The sequence below is a fragment of the Saccharomonospora sp. NB11 genome (assembly GCF_015910535.1).
In the GTDB taxonomy this organism is placed as follows: Bacteria; Actinomycetota; Actinomycetes; order Mycobacteriales; family Pseudonocardiaceae; genus Saccharomonospora.
In genome coordinates, this window is record NZ_JACBJG010000008.1 from 204,119 (window position 1) to 226,165 (window position 22,047).

The following is a 22,047-nucleotide window of genomic DNA, read 5'->3' on the forward strand; positions in this document are numbered from 1 at the left end:
GCTTGCCGAGTCGACCCCTACTCGCCAGCAAACCCTAGGATCAGATGCTCAACATCTTCGCGCGCGCGTCCGTGTCTCGTGTCACCGATCCCATCGGTGCCGCTCTGGTGCGCGCCGGGCTCACCCCCAACGCGATGACGCTCATCGGCACCGCGGGCGCCATCGCCGGGGCGCTGATCTTCTTCCCGGCCGGGATGCTCCTCGCGGGCACGTTCGTGGTGTGGGGCTTCGTCATGCTGGACCTGCTCGACGGGGCGATGGCGCGGGCCAAGGGAAGCACGGCGTTCGGAGCGGTGCTCGACGCGACGTGCGACCGGCTCGTCGACGGTGCGCTGTTCGCCGCCATCGCCTGGTGGGCGTTCGCCGTGGCCGACAACCCGCGCGTGGCGGCGGCTGCCCTGACGTGTCTGGTCCTCGCGCAGGTCATTTCCTACGTCAAGGCGCGCGCCGAGGCGTCGGGTTTCGGTGACGCGGCCAACGGGGGACTCGTCGAACGTGCCGAGCGGTTGATCATCGCGCTGGTCGGGACGGGACTCCAGGGGCTCGGTTTGCCCCACACGGTCGAGGTGTCGCAATGGCTGCTCGCCGTGCTCTCGGTGATCACCCTGCTTCAGCGGATCGGCGCGGTGGCCATGGCGGCGGGAAAGGCGCGACAGTGAGCAGGCAGCGACTCGCGGACTGGGGTTACGCCGCCGGCTGGCGGATGGTGCCGAAGCTGCCGGACTCGTTCGTCACCGCGGCGTTCTCCGTCGCCGCCGACATCGCCGCCAAACGCAACAAGGGCGGGGCCGCCCGGCTGCGCCGCAACCTCGCCCGCGTCGTGCCCCAGGCGGGCTCGGTGGAGTTGGAGGACCTCACCCGTCGGGCCATGCGTTCGTACGCCCGCTACTGGCAGGAGGCGTTCTGCCTGCCGTCGATGGACGCCGACGACGTCCGCTCGCGCGTGGACCTGACCGGCGTCGAGTACCTCGACGCGGCGTTGGCCGAGGGCAACGGCGCCGTGGTGGCACTGCCGCACACGGGCAACTGGGACGTCGCGGGTGTGTGGTTGGTGGCTCACTCCGGAAGTTTCACCACCGTCGCCGAACGGCTGCGGCCCGAGTCGCTGTACGAACGCTTCGTCGCCTACCGCGAGTCGCTCGGTTTCGAGGTCATTCCCGCCGACGGCAGCGTGTCGTTCCGGACCCTGCTGCGTCGGCTGCGGGAGAACAAGGTGGTGTGCCTGGTCGGCGACCGCGACATCAACGGCTCCGGCGTGCCCGTGACGTTCTTCGGGGAGAAGGCGACCTTCCCGGTGGGGCCGGCGCGACTCGCGCTGAGCACCGGCGCGGCGTTGCTGCCCGCCGGGTGCTGGTTCACCGAACGGGGCTGGGCCGTGCGGGTACATCCCCGCATCCGGGTCAGCAGTCGCGACGAGGTGCCCGCCGCGACACAGGCGATCGCCGACGTCTTCGCGGGCGACATCGCCGCCCACCCCACGGACTGGCACATGTTGCAGCCGTTCTGGCTCGCCGACCGGGCCGCTGACGAGGACGGCGACCCGGGCGAGCCGGGGAAGAAGACCGAACGGAGCGCGACGAGCTCGGGCGGGTCCGAGATCGGGGCGGACGAACGGAGCGCGTCATGAGGATCGGGATCGTGTGCCCGTACTCCTTCGACGTGCCCGGCGGAGTGCAGGGCCACGTCGTGGACCTCGCGAAGGCGCTGCGCTCGCTCGGCCACACCGTGTCGGTTCTGGCACCCGGTGACGACGGCGCGCAGCTGCCCGACTTCGTCCAGCCCGCCGGGCGGTCGCTGGGCATCCCCTACAACGGGTCGGTGGCGCGGCTGCAGTTCGGGCCCGTGTCGTACGCGCGGGTGCGCCGGTGGCTGCGTGAGCACGACTTCGACGTCCTGCACCTGCACGAGCCGACCGCGCCGAGTCTGTCGCTGCTCGCGCTCATGGTGGCGGAGGGGCCGATCGTCGCGACCTTCCACACCTCCACGCCGCGGTCGCGCACGCTGGCGGCGTTCGAGCCGGTGCTGCGTCCGCTGTTGGAGAAGGTGACCGCGCGCATCGCCGTGTCCGCGTTGGCTCGGCGCGTGCAGGTGGAGCACCTCGGCGGGGACGCGGTGGAGATTCCGAACGGCGTCGACACCGGGTTCTTCTCGGGTGCGGCGCCGTTGGACGGCTATCCCCGCGAAGGCGGCACGATCGGGTTCGTCGGCCGCTACACCGAACCGCGCAAGGGCATGGGCGTGCTGCTCGACGCACTGCGCATACTCGCCCCGGAACTGCCGTCGCTGCGACTGCTCGTCGTCGGTCGCGGCGAGGTGGAGACGCTGCACCGTGACGCGGGACCGGAGCTCGCCTCGCGGCTCGACCTGCTCGGCCAGGTCGACGACGAGACCAAGGCACGTGCCCTGCGCAGCGTGGACGTCTACTGCGCGCCGAACACGGGTGGCGAGAGCTTCGGCATGATCCTCACCGAGGCGATGGCAGCGGGGGCGCCCGTGGTGGCCAGCGCACTCGACTCCTTCCGGCGGGTGCTCGACGACGGTCGGGCCGGGGTCCTGGTGCCGACAGGGGACGCCGAGGCGCTCGCCGAGGCCCTGCGCGGGCTCCTCGCTGACCCGGTGCGTCGGGCGGCGCTGTCCGACGCCGCGACCGAGCACGTCGCGCGTTATGACTGGGGCACCGTGGTGAGGCAGGTCGTGCGCGTCTACGAGACGGCGATCGCGGCCGATCCTCGCAAGGTCGTCGCGGAGACCGGCGCCCTGCGATGACCACGACACTGCTCGTGCTGGCGTGCGTCGCCGCGCTGGTGATGGCCGGGGCGCTGTGGCTGGTGGCGACGGCGAACCGTCTCGACCGCTTGCACGTCCGGATGGACGCGGGCTGGGCCGCACTCGACGCCGCCCTCGCACGCCGCGCCGTGGTCGCCCGCACCGTGACGGCGACCGTGGAGCAGGGGGAGGACGCCGCGGCATTGCGCGCGGCAGCCGACGCGGCCGAGTCGGCGCCCCGCTCGGAGCGCGAAGCCGCGGAGAACGAGCTGACCCGTCGGCTCGCCGCGATCGACCGCAGGGCGTTGCCGCCCGCGCTCACCGACGAGTTGAGCGACGCCGAGGAGCGCGTCGTCATCGCCCGGCGCGTCTACAACGACGCGGTGCGCGACACGCTGGCTCTGCGGCGACGGCGTCGCGTGCGCTACTTCCGGCTCGCGGGGACGGCTCCTCGCCCGGAGTACTTCGAGATCGCCGAACCCGACCCGGCACCACCGTCCGCCGCCTGACGGCGGCTCACGCCTTGGCGTGTTCGCGGGCGGTCGCCTTCTGTGGAGCCGGTTCATAGCGCGCGTGGTGGCGGGTGAAGCTCGCCCGGCCGGAGGTGAGGGAGCGCAGGTCCACGGCGTAGCGCACCAGTTCCTCCGCAGGGACCTCGGCGTGTACGAGCCCCATCCCACCTTCGAGCGACTCGGTGCCGAGCACCCGGCCTCGTCGCGACGACAAATCGCCCAGTACGGCCCCGAGGTAGTCGTCGGGGAGCCGGACCACGATCTCATCGAGCGGTTCGAGCGGCACGAGCCCGGCCTTGGCCGCTGCGTCCTTCACCGCGAGCGCGCCCGCCGTCTGGAACGCCGCGTCGGAGGAGTCGACGCTGTGTGCCTTGCCGTCCACCAGGGTCACGCGCACGTCCACCACCGGGTCGTCGCCGTCGATGCCCTTCTGCAGTTGGGCGCGCACCCCCTTCTCGACGCTGGGGATGAACTGGTGGGGGACGACGCCGCCCACGATGCGGTCGACGAACTCCACACCCGACCCCCGGGGGAGCGGTTCCACCTCGACGTCGCACACCGCGTACTGGCCGTGGCCGCCGGACTGCTTCACGTGGCGGCCGTGTCCTCGCGCCGGAGCGCGGAACGTGGCTCTCCGGCTGATCCGCACGGGTTCGGTGGTCACGTCGGCGCCTCCTGCCCGCAACATCGACAGCACGACGTCGGCGTGGGCCTCGCCCGTGCACCACAGCACGAGCTGGCGCGTCTCCGGGTTGCGTTCCAGCCGTAGCGTCGGATCGCCCGCGACCAGGCGGGACAGGTTGCGGGCCAGGGCGTCCTCGTCGCTGCGGGTGCCCGCCACGACGGCGACGGGAAGCAGCGGCTCCGGCATCTCCCACGGCGCCACGAGCAGCGGGTCGCTCGGTGCGGACACGGTGTCGCCGGTCTCCGCCGACGTGAGCTTCGTGAGCGCGCAGAGGTCACCCGCGACGCAGTGGGGGACCTCGCGGAGCGCGGCTCCCAACGGCGAGTACAGGTGCGCGACGCGCTCGTCGGTGTCGTGATCGGCGTGGCCGCGATCGGTGAGGCCGTGTCCGCTGACGTGGACGGACCGTTCCGGCCGCAACGTGCCCGAGAACACTCGCACCAGCGACACACGGCCGACGTAGGAGTCGACGGCCGTGTGCACCACCTCGGCGGCGAGCGGACCGGCGGGGTCGGCGGACAACCGGGGGCGAGGCAGACCGTCCGGAGTGGTGGCGGGCGGCGGGTCGTGCTCCAACGGCGACGGGAAGGCGCGCGCGATGCCGTCGAGGATCTCCGCCGTCCCCACCCCGGTCTCCGCGCACGCGGGGATGACGGGATGGAACGTGCCACGGGCGACCGCCTTCTCGAGGTCGGCGATGAGGGTGTCCTCCGCGATCGCCTCACCCGCGAGGTAGCGGTCCAGCAGGCCCTCGTCCTCGCTCTCGCCGATGATGCCCTCGATCAACGCGTCCCGGGCCGCCGCGAGCCGGACCGCGTCTGCTGCGCCGACCTCGCCGACGCGCGGTGGGTGGCCCTCGGAGTAGTCGGAGCGCCGTCCCGTCACCAGACCGACCAATGCGTGGGGTCCGTCGTCCGCCGGGAGGTAGAGGGGCAGGACACCGGCGCCGAACGCGTCCTGGCAAGCGGCGACGGTGGCGTCCACGTCCGCGCGGGCGTGGTCGAGCCGTGAGACCACCACGGCGCGCGGCAGGTTCACGGCGGCGCACTCCTCCCACAGCGACACGGTCGCGGAGTCGACTCCGTGTCCCGCGCTGACCACGAACAACGCGGCGTCGGCGGCACGCAGGCCCGCCCGGACCTCGCCCACGAAGTCGGCGTAGCCCGGGGTGTCGATGAAGTTGATCTTTATGTCGCCGTGGAGCACGGGCGCCACGGCGAGTCCCACGGATCGTTGCTGGCGGACCGCGGCCTCGTCGTGATCGCACACGGTGGTGCCCTCGGTGACCGAACCGGGTCGGTTGATGGCGTTCGCGGCGACGAGCAGGGCCTCGGTGAGGGTCGTCTTCCCGGAACCCGACGGTCCGACGAGGGCGACGTTGCGTACCTTGCCGGGATCGTCCACGGCGACCTCGGCCGCCGAGCCGCTGCTCTTGACGGTCTTCTCGGCCATGACGGCCTCCTGCGACGCTGGCGGGTGTGTGGTTTCGAGCACACACCCGATCGGCGTACCTGGCAAGCGGGCGGGACACCTGCTCCGTCGACGGCGTAAGTGGCCTTTCGGAATACCGCGTGAATGGACACCTGTGGAGGGCCACGTCCGACCTACGCTCAGGGCGTCCCGTTGCTCGAAACGCTGGAAGGAACTGCTGTGTCGAACGAGCGCTCCGGTGGCTCCGCCGAGGTCAGGACCGGTACCGCGCGCGTCAAGCGTGGAATGGCGGACATGCTGAAGGGCGGCGTGATCATGGACGTCGTCACGCCCGAGCAGGCTCGGATCGCCGAGGACGCGGGAGCGGTGGCCGTCATGGCGCTCGAACGCGTTCCCGCCGACATCCGCGCGCAGGGCGGAGTGGCTCGCATGAGCGACCCGGACCTCATCGACGGCATCATCTCGGCGGTGTCGATCCCGGTGATGGCGAAGGCGCGGATCGGCCACTTCGTCGAGGCGCAGGTGCTGCAGTCGCTCGGGGTGGACTACATCGACGAGTCGGAGGTGCTCACGCCTGCCGACGAGGCTCATCACATCGACAAGTGGGCGTTCACGGTGCCCTTCGTGTGTGGGGCGACCAACCTCGGCGAGGCGTTGCGGCGCATCGCCGAGGGCGCCGCGATGATCCGCTCCAAGGGAGAGGCGGGAACCGGCGACGTGTCCAACGCGACGACGCACATGCGTCGCATCCGGTCCGAGATCCGCGCGCTCGCGGCGCTTCCCGAGGACGAGCTGTACGCGGAGGCGAAGAAGCTGCAGGCGCCCTACGAGTTGGTGCAGGAGGTCGCCCGGACGGGCCGACTCCCGGTGGTGCTGTTCACGGCCGGCGGCATCGCCACCCCGGCCGACGCGGCGATGATGATGCAGCTCGGCGCGGAGGGTGTCTTCGTCGGCTCGGGCATCTTCAAGTCCGGCGACCCCGCCAAGCGCGCGGAGGCCATCGTGAAGGCCACGGCCTTCCACGACGACCCGGATGTGATCGCCAAGGTCTCGCGCGGGCTCGGCGAGGCGATGGTGGGCATCAACGTCGCCGAGCTGCCCGTGCCGCATCGGCTCGCCGAGCGCGGCTGGTGAACCGGGGCGGTGGGCGGCGCGGGCGGCCCACCGCCGCTCACGACTGTTCGGAGACGAGCACCGCCATCGTGTTCGGCTCCAACGCCCGGAAGACGTGCGGGACGTCGCCGGGGTAGGCGACGTAGTCGCCCGGGGCGAGCTCCACGGGGTCGTCGAGCGGTCCCACGAGGGCGCGTCCGCTGCTCAGAACGACGTGTTCCACGATGCCGGGCATGTGCGGCGCGGACTCCCTGGGGCGGTCGGGCTCGGCCTGGACGAGGTAGAGGTCGCGTCGGGTGCGGGGTGGGGATGCCGACAGCAGGGTGGCGACGTAGTCGGCCCGTTCGGCGGAGAACCGCGGTCCCTCGCCCGCGCGGATCACCTGCACCTGCGGCTTGGCGGGTTCGACGAGCTGGGTGAACGAGATGTCGAGCGCGGTGCTGATGGCCCACAACGTCTCGACGCTGGGGTTGCCGGTGCCGGACTCCAGTTGCGAGAGGGTCGACTTGGCCACGCCGGCTCGTCGGGCGAGTTCGGCGAGCGAGAGACCCGCCCTCGTCCGTTCCCGCTGCAGGGAGGCCGCGATGGCCGCGAGCGGTGCGCCGCCCTTCGTCTCCGTCATGTCGTTCGCTCCACAGATCGCGCGTTCGGTTTGACGAACGAACTCGTCATTGTTCAGTCTAGAAGGTGATGCGTTCGATATGGCGAACTATGGACCGAGAGCTCGCCCGCGACCTCGCGTTGGTGTGGCTCGCCGACGCCCTCGTCGGGCTGTCGTTCGGGGCTGTCACGGTCAGCTCGGGACTGCCCCTGTGGTTGCCGATGCTGTTGTCCGTCCTGGTCTTCGCGGGTGCCGCGCAGTTCATGTTCGTGGGACTCGTGGTCTCCGGCGGTAATCCCATCGCCGCCGTCGCGGCCGGGCTGCTCATCAACGCCCGCCACGTCCCGTTCGGGTTCGCCGTCGCCGACCTGTTGGGCTCGACCTGGGCCAGGCGACTGCTCGGCACCCACCTGATGATCGACGAAGCGGTCGCCTTCGCGCTTGCCCAACAGGAGCGCGAGCGGCGCAAGCTCGCCTACTGGGCGTGCGGGATCGGGTTGTTCGTGACCTGGAACCTCGGGGTCGCGATCGGCGCGCTCGTCGGCACGGTCGTGAGCGACACCGACGCCCTCGGGCTCGACGCCGCCTTCCCGGCCGTGTTGCTGGCCCTGGTGTTGTCCGCGCTGCACGACCCGGGCACCCGCCGTGCCGTCGCGGTGGGCGTCGCCGTCGCCCTGGTGTCGGCCCCGTTCCTTCCGGCCGGGCTTCCGGTCCTGCTCGGGCTCGTGGGCGTCGTGGCGTGGCGGAATCCGGACTCGGGACGGGAGTCCGTCGAGCCACCGGCCGCAAGGAGGTCGGACTCGTGCTGAGTGCCACCACACTGCTCGCCTGCGTCGCCGTGCTCGCGGTCGGCACGTACACCTTCCGGGTCGCGGGGCCGCTGCTCAAGGCCCGACTGACGGTGTCACCCCGCATCGAGAAGCTGGTCGCCGTGGCGGCGGTCGTCCTGCTGGCCTCGCTCGTGGCGACGTCGTCGCTGATGGACGGCGCGTCCTTCGCCGGGTGGGCCAGGCCCGCGGGCGTCGTCGTGGGTGGAGTGCTGGCCTGGCGGAAGGCGCCGTTCGTGCTCGTCGTCCTGGCAGCAGGCGCGACGGCGGCGGGACTGCGGCTGCTCGGTGTGCCCTGATCCACCGGCACCTCCGTTCGCCCACTAGGCTTGACCAGCAATGATCGCGGGAAAGGTGACGCACGTGCCACAGCGACCCGTCGTCGGTGTCCTCGCTCTGCAGGGTGATGTGCGCGAACACGCCCTCCTGGTGGAGCGTGCCGGTGCGTGGGTCCTGCCGGTGCGTCGAGCCTCCGAGCTCGCCGAGGTCGACGGCCTCGTGCTGCCTGGTGGTGAGTCCACCACGATGTCCCGCCTTCTCGTCTCGTTCGACCTCCTGGAACCGCTGCGACAGCGGATCCGGGACGGCCTGCCCGTGTTCGGCTCCTGCGCGGGGATGGTGCTGTTGGCCCGCCAGGTGCTCGACGGCAGGCCGGATCAACAGCAGCTCGACGCGCTCGACGTCGTCGTCCGGCGCAACGCGTTCGGGCGGCAGGTCGACTCGTTCGAGACCGAACTGGAGGTCCAGGGCGTCGAGGGGAACGTCCACGCGGTGTTCATCCGCGCGCCCTGGGTGGAGAAGGTGGGGGACGGGGTCCAGGTTCTCGCCACCGTGGTCGACGACCCGCTCTCCGAAGCGGCTACGGATAGGATCGTGGCCGTTCGGCAGGGGCGGGTGTTCGCGACCGCGTTCCATCCCGAGTTGACCGGCGACGAGCGGATTCACCGTCTGTTCGTGCGCACCGTTTCTGAGGTCGCGTAGACGCGATAGGAAGTTGGAGGAGAGATGAGCGGCCACTCCAAGTGGGCCACCACCAAGCACAAGAAGGCCGCCCTCGACGCCAAGCGTGGCAAGCTGTTCGCGAAACTCATCAAGAACATCGAGGTCGCCGCGCGAACCGGCGGGGGCGATCCCGAAGGCAACCCGACCCTCTACGACGCCATTCAGAAGGCGAGGAAGAACTCCGTCCCGCTGGACAACATCGAGCGTGCGCGCAAACGTGGCGCCGGTGAGGAAGCGGGCGGTGCCGAGTGGCAGACCATCACGTACGAGGGGTACGGGCCTGCCGGGGTCGCGGTGCTCATCGAGTGCCTGACGGACAACAAGAACAGGGCCGCGTCGGAGGTCCGGACGGCGCTGAGCCGTAACGGCGGCTCGCTCGCCGACCCGGGCTCGGTGGCGTACCTGTTCAACCGCAAGGGCGTCGTCATCATGCCCAAGAACGACACGTCGGAGGACGACGTGCTCATGGCCGTGCTCGACGCGGGCGCGGAGGAGGTCAACGACCTCGGCGAGAACTTCGAGATCATCTCCGAGGCGAGCGACCTGGTGGCCGTGCGCACCGCGCTCCAGGAAGCGGGCTACGACTACGAGTCGGCCGACATGAGCTTCCTCCCGTCGGTCAACGTCCCGCTGGACGCCGAGAACGCGCGCAAGGTGTTCCGTCTGATCGACGCTCTCGAGGACTGTGACGACGTGCAGAACGTCTACGCGAACTTCGACGTCAGCGACGAGGTGCTCGCCGAGGTCGGCTGAGCCGTGGCCGGCACACTACCGGCGCGTGCCGCCGGTAGTGTGCTCGCGGTCGGATGGGGCACAATGTCGCCCGTGACTGCGGAGACCACCCTCGACATGGACCCATCCGACGACGGCGGCGAGTTGGATTCCGACCAGGAACTGCGGGAGTGGATCGTCGCGCAGGCCGAGCAACGCGGTAACGCGGTGGTCGCCGTCGCCCCGGACGAACATGGCAGCGGCTACGCGTTCACGGTGTGCGCGTGGGCCATGCACAACATCCCGGAGGCGGTCGTGGTCGGCCTCCCCGGCGAGATGGCCACGGTGTTGTTGGACGCCTATGTGGACCGTGCCGCCACCGGCGAGCGATTCGTCTGCGGAAAGCTCTACGACGACTTCTTCGACGGTGTGCCCGTGACCTTCGAGAAGGTGGCGCAGGCGCACTATCCCGAGTACTTCGGCAGTGCCTTCCTCGTCTATCCCGAAGGCGACTTCCCCGCGGTGCAGATCATCGTTCCCTCGACCGACGGCAGCTGGCCGTGGAGCCCGGACGCGCCCGAAGGATTCGCGGACTGGCAGCCGGTGCTGACGGCCAGCGGTGCGCCCGAGAACTGGACGCCCGGCGTCGACGGCCCCTGACTCCACATCGGACACTCGCACTCGCCGCGCGGTCGAACGACGCCCGACGAGTGCGCGTCGGCGTGTTCCTCTCCGGCCCGGTCGGTGCGGGACGGTAGCCTTCGGTCGAACTGGTGTTCGCGGAAAGGACTGCCTCGTGCGCGTGCTGGGTGTGGACCCCGGGCTGACCCGGTGTGGCCTCGGGGTCGTCGACGGCGCGCTCGGGCGGAGTGTGTCGTGCGTGGCGGTGGGAGTCGTCCGCACTCCCGTCGACGACCCGCTGCCGCACCGGTTGTTGCAGGTCAGCGAGGCGGTCGAGAAGTGGCTCGACACCCATCGTCCCGACGTGGTCGCCATCGAGCGGGTCTTCAGTCAGCACAACGTGCGTACCGTGATGGGCACCGCCCAGGTCAGCGGCGTGGTGGCGGTCTGCGCGGCACGCCGTGACCTGCCGGTGGCGTTCCACACCCCGAGTGAGGTCAAGGCGGCGGTCACGGGCTCCGGCCGGGCCGACAAGGCGCAGGTGACCACGATGGTGACTCGGCTGCTGCGGCTGCGGGAGGCGCCACGGCCAGCCGACGCCGCCGACGCCCTCGCCCTCGCGATCTGTCACTTGTGGAGAGAGCCGATGCGGGCGCGGCTCGCGGAGGCCGAGGCCAGGGCCGCGGAACTCGCCCGCACCCACAAGGCGCGGCTGGCCGCCGCGGCGGCGAAGCGGCGTGACGACAGGACAGGATTGACACCATGATTTCGTCGGTACGCGGTGAGGTGCTGTCGGTGGCACTCGATCACGTGGTGATCGAGGTGGGCGGCGTCGGACTCGCCGTGCAGGCCACTCCCGGCACCCTCGCGACATTGCGCAGGGGGACGGAGGCCCGTCTCTTCACCACGCTCGTGGTCCGGGAGGACGCGCTGACTCTTTACGGGTTCGCCGACGTGGAGTCCCGAGAGCTGTTCGAGCTGTTGCAGACGGTGTCCGGCATCGGACCTCGACTGGCGTTGGCGGCCCTGGCCGTGTTGGAGCCCGAGAAGCTGCGGCACGCGTTGGCGGACGGCAACATCACCATGCTCACCCAGGTGCCCGGCATCGGGCGCAAGGGTGCCGAACGGCTGATCATCGAACTGCGGGACAAGGTGACCGCGGTCGCCGCCACCGACGGTGAGGCAGGTGAGGTCCGAGCGGCGAGCAGTACCGTGCGGGCGGACGTGGTCGACGCGCTGGTGGGGCTCGGGTTCCCGTCGAAGCAGGCCGAGAAGGCCGTCGACAAGGTGGCGGCCGACGTCCCCGACGACACGTCGCGGCTGCTGCGGGCGGCGCTGTCCGTCCTCGGCCGGAACAAGTGAGGCGGTGGGTGTGCACGACGAGGAGATCGAGCACGGGTACCCGGGGCTGGACGAGACGCCGCTCTCGGCGGTGATGCAGACGGGCGAACGCGAGGTCGACACGGCTCTGCGGCCTCGACGGCTCGCGGAGTTCGTCGGCCAGCCGAGGGTGCGTGAGCAGTTGGAACTGGTTCTGGAGAGCGCGCGTAAACGCCGGGTCGCCCCGGACCACGTCCTGCTGTCCGGTCCTCCCGGTCTCGGCAAGACGAGCCTCGCCATGATCATCGCGGCGGAGCTCAACGCCGCCATTCGCATCACCTCGGGACCTGCGTTGGAACGCGCGGGCGACCTCGCCGCGATGTTGTCGAACCTCGCCGAGGGCGATGTGCTCTTCATCGACGAGATCCACCGCATGGCCCGCCCCGCGGAGGAGATGCTGTACCTCGCAATGGAGGACTTCCGCGTCGACGTCGTGGTGGGCAAGGGGCCCGGAGCCACGAGCATCCCGCTGGAGATTCCCCCGTTCACGCTGGTGGGCGCGACGACGCGGTCGGGGGCGCTCACCGGTCCGTTGCGGGACCGGTTCGGCTTCACCGGCCAGATGGAGTTCTACAGCCCCGCGGAGCTGGAGCAGGTCCTGAAGCGGTCGGCCTCGATCCTCGGCATCGAGGTGGACGCCGAGGGGCGGGCGGAGATCGCCCGTCGCTCCCGCGGGACCCCGCGCATCGCCAACCGGCTCCTGCGCCGAGTGCGCGACTACGCTGAGGTGCGTGCCGACGGCGTGGCCACGCTTCCCGTGGTGAGGGCCGCGCTGAAGGTGTACGACGTGGACGAACTCGGCCTCGACCGGCTGGACCGGGAGGTGCTGGGCGCGCTCGTGCGGTCGTTCAACGGCGGCCCGGTCGGGGTGTCCACTCTCGCCGTGGCGGTGGGGGAGGAACCGACCACCGTCGAAGAGGTGTGTGAGCCGTATCTCGTTCGTGCGGGTATGCTCGCGCGAACGCCGCGAGGGCGGGTCGCGACCGCGCAGGCGTGGGAGCACCTCGGACTGCGTCCTCCCGAGCACGTGGGAGGGCTTGACGCCACGTCGTCGCCCCTGTTCGACTGAGGGGACGCCGAGGTGTGCGCCACCGGTGCTCGAAATCTCGTCGGCACCTGGCACACTCGAAAACAGCACATCTGGACACAACTCGGACGTCACGCTCCACCACAGGCGGCGTCTGCGAATGGAGAACCATGGACGGCCTTATCCTGCCGCTGCTGTTGATGCTCGTCGTCGCGCTCCCGCTCGTCATGAGCACGCGCAAGCAGAAGAAGCTCATGGCCGAGCAGCAGGAGATGCAGAACAGCCTGACCGCGGGTGACCGCGTGATGACCACGTCCGGTCTGTACGCGACGGTCGCCGACGCGAGCGACGACACCACCATCGACCTGGAGATCGCCGAGGGCGTCGTGACGACCTGGCTGCGTCAGGCGGTGCGGGAGCGCATCGTCGCCGACGTCGACCTCGACGAGGACACCGTGGACACCGACGCCACCGCCGCGGCGAAGGACGAGTCGAGCGAGAAGGCGAACGAGGGGCCGCAGGTCGCCGCCCCGATCGAGCAGAGTCAGAAGTAACGACGACGGTCGTCACCGACCGCCGACGTCCGGCGTCGTCGACTCGTCGAGACGTCCGACTCGGGTAGGCTGTCGCGCTCGCCCAGCGCCGAGTAAGGTCTCGGTGCTGGGCGCGTTCGCTACCTCGCGGTGAGTGACACGCCTGCTGACTCGTCAAGCCGTCGTATCAGTTCGAGGAGAGCGACCGACCGTGGCACCTCCGGCCGGGCAGATTCGCCCGGGACGCTACTTCGCGTTTTTCGTCGTGATCGTCGCCGCGCTGTACTCGCTGGTGTTCTTCACCGGCGACGGCAGCCCGACGCCCAAGCTCGGTATCGATCTGAAAGGCGGGACCCGGGTCACTCTGACGGCGCGGACGCCGGACGGTTCCGAGCCCACGCGCGAACAGCTTCAACAGGCCCGTCAGATCATCGAGAACCGTGTCAACGGCATCGGCGTCAGCGGCGCCGAGGTGCTGCTCGACGGCAACAACGTCGTCATCACGGTTCCGGGCAACGAGGGCGAGCAGGCCAAGACGCTCGGCCAGACGGCGCAGCTCGGATTCCGGCAGGTCGTCCTGGCCGTCCCGGCGGGTCAGCCCGGCGGGCAGCAGCCCGACGCCGGTGCGGACGCCGGGGACGGCGAAGGTCAGTCCGGTGAGGACCAGGGCGGCGAGAATTCCGGCCAGGGCACCGACGACGAGCAGTCCGGCGACGCGAAGAACGACGGCGACGCCACGTCGGAGGACGACGCCGACGACACCCAGGGCGGTGGCAGCAGCCCGGCCGGTGTCGCGCCCGCGCAGTCCGACGGTGACTCCTCCGACAGTGACTCTTCCGGCAGTGACTCCTCGGACGACACGCTGCAGGAGGAAGCCGCCAGGCAGATTCAGGAGGCGAAGGAGTGGCGCCAGAACCCGGCGCTGCTGCCCGCCGACCCGGCCGACCAGGCCGCCTCGCAGGAGGCTCAGCAGCTCCAGCAGGAGGCGCTCGTCCGGCTGACCTGCGACCCGGACGAACTCGATCCGTTGGCGGGCAACGACGACCCGAAGCTGCCGCTGGTCGCGTGCAACCAGGACGGCACCGAGAAGTACGTGCTCTCGCCGGTGTTCATGAAGGGCACGGCGATCTCCAACGCCTCGTCCGTCTACAACGCACAGGAGGGCGGCTGGGTCGTCAACCTGTCGTTCAACGCCGAGGGCGCGGACACCTGGGCCGACTTCACCGCGCAGAACATCGGCCAGCGCGCCGCCTTCGTGCTCGACACCGAGGTGGTGTCCGCGCCGACCATCAACCAGGCCATCGCGGGCGGTGACACGCAGATCACCGGCCAGTTCACACAGAGCGAGGCCAAGAACCTCGCCGACGTGTTGAAGTACGGGTCGCTGCCGCTGTCGTTCGAGTCCTCCGACGCGACGACCGTGTCGGCGACACTCGGCCTCGCCACGCTGAAGGCGGGCCTCATCGCGGGTGCCGTGGGCCTCGCGCTCGTGTTCGTGTACTGCCTGTTCTACTACCGCATCCTCGGTGTGCTCACGATCCTGTCGCTGGCGCTGTCGGCGCTGATCGTCTACGCCGTCCTCGTCCTGCTCGGACGGTGGATCGGGTACACGCTCGACATCGCGGGCGTGGTCGGCTTCATCGTCGGTATCGGTGTCACCGCCGACTCGTTCGTGGTCTACTTCGAACGGTTGAAGGACGAGATGCGAGAAGGCCGGACCTTCCGCTCGGCCGTGCCTCGCGGTTGGCAGAAGGCACGCCGCACGATTCTCGCCTCGGACGCCATCATGTTCCTCGCCGCCGGCGTGCTGTACGTGCTCGCGGTGGGTGAGGTGAAGGGCTTCGCCTTCACCCTGGGTATGTCGACGGTGCTCGACCTCATCGTCGTGTTCCTGGTGACGCACCCGCTGGTGGCGCTCGTGTCCCGCTCGAAGAAACTGTCGAGTCCCAAGCTCTCCGGCCTCGGTGCGGTGCAGCGCATCGGCGCCGACCGTCGAGCCGCGGTCCGCACTGCTGTGAAGGAGGCGTGACGTGGCGAAGTCCGACCTCACCACCGACGCACCCGTGAAGAAGGAATCGGTCTTCCAGCGCCTCTACACCGGTACCGGCGCGTTCGACATCGTCGGCCACCGCAAGCAGTGGTTCGTCGTGTTCGCCGCCTTGATCGTCGCCTGCTTCGTGGCGATCGGGGTCCGCGGCTTCAACCTCGGCATCGAGTTCGAGGGCGGGACGCAGATCCAGTTGCCCGCGGTGGGTGCCCAGGGACAGATCACCACCGAGGACGCGCGTGAGGCCTTCGCCGACGCCATGGGCAGCAACCCGGCTGAGGTGCAGCAGGTCGGCAACGGTGACTCCGCGACCATCCAGATCCGGTCGGAGACGCTGAACTCGGACGAGGTCCAGCAGGTCAAGCGGTCCTTGTTCGACACGCTGCAACCGCTCGACGACGGGGGCCAGCCCAGCGAGCAGGTGATCAGCGACAGCCGGGTGAGCGCCACCTGGGGCGGTGAGATCTCCAAGCAGGCGCTGATCGCCCTGGGGGTCTTCCTGGTCCTCGTCGCCGTCTTCCTGATTCTCTACTTCGAGACCTGGATGGCGGTGTCCGCGCTGGTCGCGCTGCTGCACGACATCGTGGTCACCGCTGGTGTCTACGCGCTGGTGGGCTTCGAGGTGACTCCGGCGACGGCCATCGGTCTGCTGACCATTCTGGGCTACTCGCTGTACGACACCGTGGTCGTGTTCGACAAGGTCAAGGAGAACACGCGCGGCATCCTGAACCTCACGCGGCGCACCTACGCCGAGGCGGCCAACCTGGCGCTGAACCAGGTGTTGATGCGCTCGATCAACACGTCGATCATCGCGCTGCTGCCGGTGCTCGGCCTGCTCGTCATCGGCAACATCCTCCTCGGCTCCGGCACGCTGCAGGACCTGGCGCTCGTGCTGCTCACCGGTATGCTCGCCGGCACGTTCTCCTCGGTCTGCCTGGCCACGCCGATGCTCGTCGCATTCAAGATGCGCGAGCCGCAGTACCGCAAGCAGGAGGAGAAGGTCCTGGCCCGCCGTGCGGCCCAGGCCCGCAAGGTCGGCGCCACTGGTCAGGACGACGACTTCAATCCCGGTGACGACGAGCAACTCGAAGCCGAGCTGCGCAAGGAGAAGGCGTACGCCGCCGCCGCGAGCGTTCCGGCCCGCCACCCCAAGGCCCGGTCCACCCGCCCGACGGGGAAGCGCAAGCGGTGAGCGACGAACTCGGCAAGGCACTGGACCTCATCACCGAGATCCCGGACTTCCCTGAGCCCGGGGTGCTGTTCCGCGACCTCACCCCGCTGTTCGGCGACCCCGACGCATTCCGGCACGTGATCGACGCGCTGGGGGAGGCGGTCGGCGAGAACGTCGATCGCCTCGCCGCGGTGGAGGCTCGTGGGTTCGTGCTCGCCGCCGCCCTCGGCTACGCCCGAGGGTTGGGGGTCGCCCTGGTGCGCAAGCCGGGCAAACTGCCCAACGTCGCGGGCCGCGTCGACTACGCGCTCGAGTACGGCACCGCGACGTTGGAGCTTCCCCTGGGCTCGGTGCACGCGGGCGAACGGGTCGCGATCGTGGACGACGTGCTGGCCACGGGCGGTACCGTGGCGGCGACCGCCGAGCTGGTCACGAGCGCCGGGGCCGAGGTCACCGGTGTCACCGTCGTGCTCGAACTGGCCGACCTCGGCGGACGGGCTCGACTCGGCTCGGTGCCGGTGCACGCTCTGCGTACCGTCTGAGGGCGCCGACGTTCGTCGGGTCCTGCGGAGTCGTCGGTGCCCGTGGGCATGGGAACGGCCCCTCGCGCGTTACGCTTGACGTCATCAGTCGCGTGACGAGCTGGAGGTTCGGGTGAGCCAGGAGCTTGATTCCGTGGTCGCTGCCCGTTCGGACGCCGGTGCGCCCACGCGATCCGATCAGGGCGCACCGCCGGGCGCCACCGTGCGGGCACCGTCGGCCACCCGACGGGTGCGAGCGCGGTTGGCGCGGCGGATCACGGCGCAGCGACCCGCATCCGTGAAGCAGGTTCTGGAGCCGCTGGCGGTCATCCATCGCGAGCTGCACCCGAGCGCCGACCTCGCGTTGTTGCAGCGCGCCTACGACGTGGCCGAGTACCTGCACCGCGAGCAGCGGCGCAAGTCCGGCGACCCCTACATCACGCACCCCCTTGCCGTGGCCACGATCTTGGCCGAGCTGGGGATGGACACGACCACGCTGGTCGCCGCCCTGCTGCACGACACGGTCGAGGACACCGACTACTCGGTGGAACAGCTCACCGAGGAGTTCGGCGAGAAGGTCGCTCAACTGGTCGACGGCGTCACCAAGCTCGACAAGGTGAAGCTCGGTACCGCGGCGGAGGCGGAGACCATCCGCAAGATGGTCATCGCGATGGCCCGGGACCCGCGGGTGCTGGTCATCAAACTCGCCGACCGGCTCCACAACATGCGCACCATGCGCTTCCTGCCGCCGGAGAAGCAGGCCCGCAAGGCGAAGGAGACGCTGGAGGTCCTCGCGCCGCTGGCCCACCGCCTGGGCATGGCGACCGTCAAGTGGGAACTGGAGGACCTCGCGTTCGCGATCCTGCAGCCGAAGAAGTACGACGAGATCGTGCGGCTGGTCGCCGACCGCGCCCCGTCGCGGGACACCTACCTGCGGTGGGTGATCGGGGAGCTGACGAAGCAGCTCGGGGAGTCGCGCATCACCGCCAAGGTCGAGGGGCGGCCGAAGCACTACTACTCGATCCACCAGAAGATGATCGTGCGGGGACGCGACCTCGACGACATCCACGACCTCGTGGGTGTGCGGATCCTGGTGGACGAGGTCCGCGACTGCTACGCCGCCATGGGCGTGGTGCACGCGCTGTGGCAGCCCATGCCGGGCCGATTCAAGGACTACATCGCCCAGCCGCGCTTCGGCGTCTACCAGTCGCTGCACACCACCGTGATCGGCCCCGACGGCAAGCCGTTGGAGGTGCAGATCCGCACGCACGAGATGCACCGCACGGCGGAGTACGGCATCGCGGCGCACTGGCGGTACAAGGAGACCAAGGGCACGCATCGCGGCAACGCCGTCGACATCGACGAGATGGCGTGGATGCGTCAGCTCCTCGACTGGCAGCGGGAGGCTGCGGACCCGGGGGAGTTCCTGGAGTCCCTGCGGTACGACCTGGCGACTCGCGAGATCTTCGTGTTCACGCCCAAGGGCGACGTGATCACGTTGCCGGTCGGTTCGACGCCCGTCGACTTCGCGTACTCCGTGCACACCGAGGTCGGACACCGCTGCATCGGTGCGCGGGTCAACGGCCGGCTCGTCGCTCTGGAGCGCAAGCTCGAAAACGGTGAGGTCGTCGAAATCTTCACCTCGAAGGCCGAGGGCGCGGGACCGAGCCACGACTGGTTGTCGTTCGTCGCCTCGCCGAAGGCCAAGGCGAAGATCCGCCAGTGGTTCGCCAAGGAACGGCGCGACGAGGCCGTCGAGAGCGGCAAGGAGGCCATCGCCAAGGAGGTCCGCAAGATCGGGCTTCCGTTGCAGCGGCTGGTCTCGGCCGACACGATGGGCGCGGTCGCCAAGGAGTTGCGGCACAACGACATCAGCTCGTTGTACGCGGCGGTGGGCGAGCATCAGGTCGGCGCGAAGCACGTGGTGCAGCGGCTCGTGGCGCTCATCGGCGGTGTGGAGGAGGCCGAGGAGGAGCTGGCCGAGCGGGCCACACCGTCCACGGTCACCCGCCGCCGTGGCACCGGCGACGTCGGTGTGGTGGTGAAGGGCCAGACCGACATCTGGACCAAGCTCGCGCGCTGCTGCACACCCGTCCCCGGCGACGAGATCCTGGGCTTCGTCACCCGGGGCGGCGGCGTGTCCGTGCACCGCACCGACTGCACCAACGCCGACGAACTGCGCAAACAGCCCGAGCGGCTGCTCGACGTCGAGTGGGCGCCCACCGAGTCGTCGGTGTTCCTCGTGGCGATCCAGGTGGAGGCGCTCGACCGACACCGGTTGCTGTCCGACATCACCAAGGTGCTCGCCGACGAGAAGGTCAACATCCTTTCGGCGTCCGTGACGACGTCGCGGGACCGGGTGGCGGTCAGCCGGTTCACGTTCGAGATGGGCGACCCGAAGCACCTCGGCCACGTGCTCAAGGTGGTGCGCAACGTCGAAGGCGTGTACGACGTCTACCGCGTGACGTCGGCCTCGTGACGGTCCGGTCGTCGCGGTCGACGCCGTACTGTGCGTGATCATGAGCGACGGGTTCGACTACCGCAGCCACGGCGAGATCGCCAGGCTCACCTTCACGCGGCCGGAGAAGATGAACGCCATCCGCCACGAGATGTGGTCGGCGATCCCGGATGTGGTCGCCGAGGTCGAGGCCGACCCGGCGGTGAAGGTGCTCGTCGTCACGGGCGCGGGTGACCACTTCTCGGCGGGCGCGGACATCGGGGAGTTCCGCGCGCTGCGGTCGACGGCCGAGGGCGCGGTGAGCTACGACCGCGCGGTGACGGCCGCCGTGGAGGCCCTCAGCGGCCTTCGCAAGCCGAGCATCGCGATGATCCGGGGCAACTGCATCGGTGGTGGGAGTCAGATCGCGGTGGCATGCGACTTCCGGTTCGCCGCGAAGAACGCCCGGTTCGGGATCACGCCCGCCAAGCTCGGGATCGTCTACGACTTCACCTCGACGCGGCAGCTCGTCGACCTCGTCGGGCCGGCACATGCCCGGTATCTGTTGTTGTCGGCGACGTTGGTGAACGCGCAGCGGGCCGCGGAGATGGGCCTGGTCAACGAGCTCGTCGACGCCGACGCCTTGGAGGAGACCACGACGGCGTTCGCGCGGACATTGTGCTCTCGGTCGCAGACGGCGGTGCGGAGCATGAACGAGATCATCGGGCGCATCCTCGCGGGCCAGACGGAGTGCGACGAGGAGATCGAGCGGCTGCGTACCGAGGCCGTCCACAGCGCCGACTACGCCGAAGGCGTGGCCGCGTTCCTGGAGCGCCGCGCCCCACGCTTCGCCTGACATCGTGTCCGCGCCCTGCGCACGCGTGTCCGCGCCGCAGGACGCCGGCATGCGTGCAAGAGACGCCGACATGCGTGCAGGAGGCGCGGACACGCCGAATGGGCCGCATCCGCGCGCGGATACGGCCCATTCTCGGGAATCGTCAGGACTCGACGGTGACGTCGGTGAAGGTGACGTCGGTGAGCGGCTTGCCGCCACCCGGGCTCGGGTCGAAGCTGCCGTCGTGGCCGCCACGGGCCACCTCGTCGATCACCTTCAGGCCCTCGTCGTCGATGGAGCCGAACACGGTGTAGTCCGGCGGCAGCGGAGCCTCGCCGAACACCATGAAGAACTGGCTGCCGTTGGTGTCGGGGCCGCTGTTGGCCATCGCGAGGACACCCCGACCGTATTCGAGCTCCTCGAACGTCTCGTCGGCGAACGTGTAGCCGGGGCCGCCTGTGCCCTGCCCCGTCGGGTCACCGCACTGCAGCATCTGCAGGCCCTCGGTGCCGATCCGGTGGCAGCTCGTGTCGGTGTAGTAGCCCTCCTCGGCGAGGTGCACGAAGCTGTTCACGGTGCACGGGGCGAGCGCCCGGTCGAGTTCGAGGCCGATGTCGCCGACGTTGCTGTGCAACGTGACCTTCACGGTTCCCTCGGACGACACGTTCTCGCCGTCCGGCACGGACACCTTCTTGGCCGCCTCCCCGGACTCCGTGTACTCGCACGACGTCGGGTTCGGCAACGGCTCGGGACGCTGCGCCAACTCGACCCGCTCCGTGGGGATCTCGATGTCCGTCGGCGCGGCCGGGGTGGTGGCCGACGACGAGCCGTCGGCGTTGTTCTCGGCCTCGCTGTCGCCGCCCCGCGTTGCCAGGACCACGATGAGCCCGGCGACCACGACCACGGCGCCGACCGTGACACCGACTCCCACGATCCTGCGTCGCTTCGCCCGCTCGGCTCGACGGGCGAGCTGTCGTTCGAGCTTGCGTTTCGCGGCCTCGCGGCGCTGCTGGTTGGTCGCCACCTGCCCTCCTTGAAGTCTTCGACACACCCGCTGCGGGTGGCGGCAGTCTATGGGCACTGTCTGTGAGGAAGCTGTGTAGGGGCGGCTAGGGTGAGACCGATCCCAGATCCCGGAGGTGTTCGTCGTGCTGGTCGTCGGGTTTCCGGCAGGCGCGTTCCGGGCCAACTGCTATCTCGTCGCGGCCGGGCCGGGCCGGGAGTGCGTCGTCGTCGACCCCGGTGAGAGCGCGTCGGACGGTGTCGAGAAGGCCCTGCGGGAGCACGAGCTGACCCCGGTGGCGGTGCTGGCGACCCACGGTCACTACGACCACGTGGCGTCGGCCGCGGAGCTGTCGGAGACACACGGGGTGGCCGTGCACGTCCGCCCCGAGGACCGCCCGCTGCTGACGGACCCGGCGGCGGGCTTGGGGCCCCAGCTCGCGGCCGTCGTCGGTCCGGTGTCGTTGCCGGAACCCGCCGCCGTCGAGCCGCTGGACGAAGGGCCCCTCGACCTGGCGGGTCTGCGGTTCGACGTGCTGCACACGCCGGGGCACACACCGGGCTCGGTCGTGTTCACGGTGCGCGCCGAGGAAGGCGGACGGGTTGCGTTGACCGGCGACACGCTGTTCGCGGGTTCGGTGGGCCGCACGGACCTGCCCGGGGGTGATGCGGACGCGCTTGCGTCCTCGCTGCGACGTCTCATGTCGTCGCTCGACGACGGGACGGTCGTCCTCCCGGGGCACGGGGACAGCACCACCATCGGTCGGGAGCGGGTGGGCAACCCGTTCCTGACCTGACACGGACGAGACTTGTACGACCACGTTC

General features: G+C 70.0%; 23 protein-coding genes. 20 read left to right on the top strand and 3 right to left on the bottom strand.

All coding sequences use genetic code 11. From position 1 onward, the window contains the following. The first annotated feature begins 44 nt into the window (after positions 1-44). The 4 genes from pgsA to JAV51_RS14360 are packed head-to-tail and all read left to right on the top strand — an operon-like array spanning position 45 to position 3,275. Positions 45-659: a phosphatidylinositol phosphate synthase gene (gene pgsA / locus JAV51_RS14345; protein ID WP_197321213.1), complete on the top strand. Its 615-nt coding sequence runs from the start codon at positions 45-47 to the stop codon at positions 657-659. Then, positions 656-1,627, top strand: a complete 972-nt coding sequence (locus JAV51_RS14350; RefSeq protein ID WP_197321214.1) for a phosphatidylinositol mannoside acyltransferase — start codon at positions 656-658, stop codon at positions 1,625-1,627. Before pgsA ends, JAV51_RS14350 begins: the two co-directional genes overlap by 4 nt. Further along, positions 1,624-2,766, top strand: coding sequence for a glycosyltransferase family 4 protein (locus JAV51_RS14355; protein ID WP_197321215.1), 1,143 nt, complete (start codon positions 1,624-1,626; stop codon positions 2,764-2,766). Before JAV51_RS14350 ends, JAV51_RS14355 begins: the two co-directional genes overlap by 4 nt. Continuing rightward, positions 2,763-3,275: an NUDIX hydrolase gene (locus tag JAV51_RS14360; protein WP_197321216.1), complete on the top strand. Its 513-nt coding sequence runs from the start codon at positions 2,763-2,765 to the stop codon at positions 3,273-3,275. Before JAV51_RS14355 ends, JAV51_RS14360 begins: the two co-directional genes overlap by 4 nt. 7 nt (positions 3,276-3,282) lie before the next feature. Here JAV51_RS14360 and JAV51_RS14365 read toward each other — a convergent pair whose 3' ends face one another. After that, complete coding sequence (locus JAV51_RS14365) at positions 3,283-5,415, bottom strand: elongation factor G-like protein EF-G2 (protein WP_197321217.1); 2,133 nt, start codon at positions 5,413-5,415, stop codon at positions 3,283-3,285. Positions 5,416-5,613: 198 nt separating this feature from the next. On the opposite strand from JAV51_RS14365, the gene pdxS reads away from it, so the two are divergent. Then, positions 5,614-6,528 carry a pyridoxal 5'-phosphate synthase lyase subunit PdxS gene (gene pdxS / locus JAV51_RS14370; protein ID WP_197321218.1) on the top strand — a complete coding sequence of 305 codons (915 nt, stop codon included), beginning with the start codon at positions 5,614-5,616 and terminating at the stop codon, positions 6,526-6,528. A 37-nt stretch (positions 6,529-6,565) separates the two neighbouring features. Here the strand turns inward: pdxS and JAV51_RS14375 are convergent, their stop codons facing one another. After that, entirely contained in the window at positions 6,566-7,129 is a 564-nt protein-coding gene (locus JAV51_RS14375; protein ID WP_197321219.1) for a helix-turn-helix domain-containing protein, read from the bottom strand. Positions 7,130-7,197: 68 nt separating this feature from the next. Between JAV51_RS14375 and JAV51_RS14380 the strand changes: the two genes are divergently transcribed. From JAV51_RS14380 to JAV51_RS14445, 14 genes are all read left to right on the top strand, one after another. After that, positions 7,198-7,917: an AzlC family ABC transporter permease gene (locus JAV51_RS14380; protein ID WP_197321288.1), complete on the top strand. Its 720-nt coding sequence runs from the start codon at positions 7,198-7,200 to the stop codon at positions 7,915-7,917. Continuing rightward, complete coding sequence (locus JAV51_RS14385; RefSeq protein WP_197321220.1) at positions 7,911-8,234, top strand: AzlD domain-containing protein; 324 nt, start codon at positions 7,911-7,913, stop codon at positions 8,232-8,234. The genes JAV51_RS14380 and JAV51_RS14385 overlap by 7 nt, the downstream gene beginning before the upstream one ends. 40 nt (positions 8,235-8,274) lie before the next feature. Beyond that, positions 8,275-8,916 carry a pyridoxal 5'-phosphate synthase glutaminase subunit PdxT gene (pdxT, locus tag JAV51_RS14390; protein ID WP_197321221.1) on the top strand — a complete coding sequence of 214 codons (642 nt, stop codon included), beginning with the start codon at positions 8,275-8,277 and terminating at the stop codon, positions 8,914-8,916. Between the two features lie 24 nt (positions 8,917-8,940). After that, complete coding sequence (locus tag JAV51_RS14395; RefSeq protein ID WP_197321222.1) at positions 8,941-9,690, top strand: YebC/PmpR family DNA-binding transcriptional regulator; 750 nt, start codon at positions 8,941-8,943, stop codon at positions 9,688-9,690. 63 nt (positions 9,691-9,753) lie between these two features. Further along, positions 9,754-10,308, top strand: a complete 555-nt coding sequence (locus tag JAV51_RS14400; RefSeq protein ID WP_197321223.1) for a DUF4262 domain-containing protein — start codon at positions 9,754-9,756, stop codon at positions 10,306-10,308. A gap of 136 nt (positions 10,309-10,444) precedes the next feature. Beyond that, on the top strand, positions 10,445-11,035 hold the full coding sequence (gene ruvC / locus JAV51_RS14405) for a crossover junction endodeoxyribonuclease RuvC (protein WP_197321224.1): 591 nt from the start codon (positions 10,445-10,447) through the stop codon (positions 11,033-11,035). After that, positions 11,032-11,631 (top strand): Holliday junction branch migration protein RuvA, encoded by a 600-nt coding sequence (gene ruvA / locus JAV51_RS14410; protein WP_197321225.1) that lies wholly within the window; start codon positions 11,032-11,034, stop codon positions 11,629-11,631. Before ruvC ends, ruvA begins: the two co-directional genes overlap by 4 nt. A gap of 73 nt (positions 11,632-11,704) precedes the next feature. Next, a complete protein-coding gene (ruvB, locus tag JAV51_RS14415; RefSeq protein WP_231642280.1) occupies positions 11,705-12,718 on the top strand; it encodes a Holliday junction branch migration DNA helicase RuvB in 1,014 nt (337 codons plus the stop codon). A 128-nt stretch (positions 12,719-12,846) separates the two neighbouring features. After that, positions 12,847-13,230, top strand: a complete 384-nt coding sequence (yajC, locus tag JAV51_RS14420; RefSeq protein WP_197321227.1) for a preprotein translocase subunit YajC — start codon at positions 12,847-12,849, stop codon at positions 13,228-13,230. A 190-nt stretch (positions 13,231-13,420) separates the two neighbouring features. Beyond that, a complete protein-coding gene (gene secD, locus JAV51_RS14425; protein ID WP_197321228.1) occupies positions 13,421-15,238 on the top strand; it encodes a protein translocase subunit SecD in 1,818 nt (605 codons plus the stop codon). Position 15,239: 1 nt separating this feature from the next. Beyond that, a complete protein-coding gene (gene secF / locus JAV51_RS14430) occupies positions 15,240-16,448 on the top strand; it encodes a protein translocase subunit SecF (RefSeq protein WP_197321229.1) in 1,209 nt (402 codons plus the stop codon). After that, complete coding sequence (locus JAV51_RS14435; RefSeq protein ID WP_197321230.1) at positions 16,445-16,969, top strand: adenine phosphoribosyltransferase; 525 nt, start codon at positions 16,445-16,447, stop codon at positions 16,967-16,969. The genes secF and JAV51_RS14435 overlap by 4 nt, the downstream gene beginning before the upstream one ends. Positions 16,970-17,081: 112 nt before the next feature. Beyond that, positions 17,082-19,427: a bifunctional (p)ppGpp synthetase/guanosine-3',5'-bis(diphosphate) 3'-pyrophosphohydrolase gene (locus JAV51_RS14440; RefSeq protein ID WP_197321231.1), complete on the top strand. Its 2,346-nt coding sequence runs from the start codon at positions 17,082-17,084 to the stop codon at positions 19,425-19,427. Positions 19,428-19,467: 40 nt separating this feature from the next. Then, complete coding sequence (locus tag JAV51_RS14445; RefSeq protein ID WP_197321232.1) at positions 19,468-20,241, top strand: enoyl-CoA hydratase/isomerase family protein; 774 nt, start codon at positions 19,468-19,470, stop codon at positions 20,239-20,241. Positions 20,242-20,383: 142 nt separating this feature from the next. On the opposite strand, the gene JAV51_RS14450 is transcribed toward JAV51_RS14445, so the two are convergent. After that, entirely contained in the window at positions 20,384-21,244 is an 861-nt protein-coding gene (locus JAV51_RS14450; RefSeq protein ID WP_197321233.1) for a peptidylprolyl isomerase, read from the bottom strand. Positions 21,245-21,368: 124 nt separating this feature from the next. Here JAV51_RS14450 and JAV51_RS14455 point away from each other — a divergent pair, with 124 nt between their 5' ends. After that, on the top strand, positions 21,369-22,019 hold the full coding sequence (locus tag JAV51_RS14455; RefSeq protein WP_197321234.1) for an MBL fold metallo-hydrolase: 651 nt from the start codon (positions 21,369-21,371) through the stop codon (positions 22,017-22,019). The last annotated feature ends 28 nt before the right edge of the window (positions 22,020-22,047 follow it).

Bases quoted from the DNA above. Each gene is read 5' to 3' on its own strand.
- ruvA (WP_197321225.1), top strand. From the start codon at position 11,032: ATGATTTCGTCGGTACGCGGTGAGGTGCTGTCGGTGGCACTCGATCAC.
- JAV51_RS14375 (WP_197321219.1), bottom strand. From the start codon at position 7,129: ATGACGGAGACGAAGGGCGGCGCACCGCTCGCGGCCATCGCGGCCTCC.
- JAV51_RS14400 (WP_197321223.1), top strand. From the start codon at position 9,754: ATGTCGCCCGTGACTGCGGAGACCACCCTCGACATGGACCCATCCGAC.
- JAV51_RS14395 (WP_197321222.1), top strand. From the start codon at position 8,941: ATGAGCGGCCACTCCAAGTGGGCCACCACCAAGCACAAGAAGGCCGCC.
- pgsA (WP_197321213.1), top strand. From the start codon at position 45: ATGCTCAACATCTTCGCGCGCGCGTCCGTGTCTCGTGTCACCGATCCC.
- JAV51_RS14360 (WP_197321216.1), top strand. From the start codon at position 2,763: ATGACCACGACACTGCTCGTGCTGGCGTGCGTCGCCGCGCTGGTGATG.
- JAV51_RS14380 (WP_197321288.1), top strand. From the start codon at position 7,198: ATGCGTTCGATATGGCGAACTATGGACCGAGAGCTCGCCCGCGACCTC.
- yajC (WP_197321227.1), top strand. From the start codon at position 12,847: ATGGACGGCCTTATCCTGCCGCTGCTGTTGATGCTCGTCGTCGCGCTC.
- ruvB (WP_231642280.1), top strand. From the start codon at position 11,705: ATGCAGACGGGCGAACGCGAGGTCGACACGGCTCTGCGGCCTCGACGG.
- JAV51_RS14355 (WP_197321215.1), top strand. From the start codon at position 1,624: ATGAGGATCGGGATCGTGTGCCCGTACTCCTTCGACGTGCCCGGCGGA.
- JAV51_RS14365 (WP_197321217.1), bottom strand. From the start codon at position 5,415: ATGGCCGAGAAGACCGTCAAGAGCAGCGGCTCGGCGGCCGAGGTCGCC.
- pdxT (WP_197321221.1), top strand. From the start codon at position 8,275: ATGATCGCGGGAAAGGTGACGCACGTGCCACAGCGACCCGTCGTCGGT.
- JAV51_RS14445 (WP_197321232.1), top strand. From the start codon at position 19,468: ATGAGCGACGGGTTCGACTACCGCAGCCACGGCGAGATCGCCAGGCTC.